The organism is Streptomyces sp. NPDC006624 (assembly GCF_040611555.1).
In the GTDB taxonomy this organism is placed as follows: domain Bacteria; phylum Actinomycetota; class Actinomycetes; order Streptomycetales; family Streptomycetaceae; genus Streptomyces.
This window is the reverse complement of record NZ_JBEXOM010000112.1, coordinates 1-1017: the sequence shown is the minus strand read 5'-3', so window position 1 is coordinate 1017 and position 1017 is coordinate 1. Positions and strand designations below refer to the sequence as shown.

The 1017-nt window shown below is 55.5% G+C and carries 1 protein-coding gene; it reads left to right on the top strand.

Going from position 1 to position 1017, the window contains the following annotated elements; genetic code table 11:
- Window positions 1-25: 25 nt before the first annotated feature.
- Window positions 26-1017: VPA1262 family protein (locus tag ABZY20_RS37525; RefSeq protein WP_356448060.1), on the top strand; the 992-nt coding region annotated here is incomplete at its 3' end.

The window sequence follows — 1017 nt, the reverse complement described above, 5'->3', positions numbered from 1 at the left end:
CCTCGTACGTGAGATTGGCCAAACGATGCATTTCGTCGGCGGTCAGGCGCTCTTCAAGAGTGATTGGCTGTCCAAGGCATTGCGACCCTCTCATATGAGCCGCCTCGAAGAGGCACAACGGATTACAAGGCACACGAAAAGCACGGAGTCGGTCATCGGAGGACGGGTAGCTGATCCCTGGGTAACTGCAAACAGGCATGTCAAATCCATGGTCAGTAGTTTAGTACCTCCGATATCCGAAGGAAGGTTCTTCCTGCGCTATTCTGAGGGCGATAACACCGGTCGCCTCGAACTGGCTGAGTGGATTAGTCGTCTTCTGGCAAACCACAGAGGGGATCACGTTGCTTGGTTCGACCCATACATGGAGGATGTGGGCATCCACCTTCTGAACGCATACGGGTCGAACAGCGGAACTTACACAATATTCACGGGGACAGGGCGCAGTGAGTCGACTCCGTGGTGGAAACGCTTGTATGCCTGGGCGAAAGGGGGCGCGCCATCCGAGGGGCGTTCCGACCCGCGTATTCAGAATCTTCTGGCAGCATGCAAGGTCTGGGTAAAGCAATATGGGACGGTCCGCCTGAGGGTGTTTGGTCTTCCACAGAAGGACCTCCACGATCGCATGGTGCTTGTTCGAGACGCCCAGATGCGGCCGGTCGCGGGATACCACCTGTCAAACTCTTTGCAGAAGGCAAATGAGAACTACCCACTCCTGATAACACCAATTCCCACAGACGTTCTTCAGCGCGTGCTTGACTACTCCGATGGGCTTCTACGTTCCAGCGCGAGTCCAGCCGGTGGGCAAAGTGGCGGAGTCGTAAAGCTCAAGAGCCTATTCGACTCTGAGGCGCGAGAGAAAGAGCTTCATAGTCACATTCCGACTGATGTTTTTGGAACGGCTCGGGTTGGCGAGATCTTGGATTGGTGGCTTTCCTCGTCCGACCTTGCCGGGTTAGATGCTCTAACTCTAAAGGAGCAGCTCGATATCCGCGGCCTCCTGCGTGACGGTGAACTTCA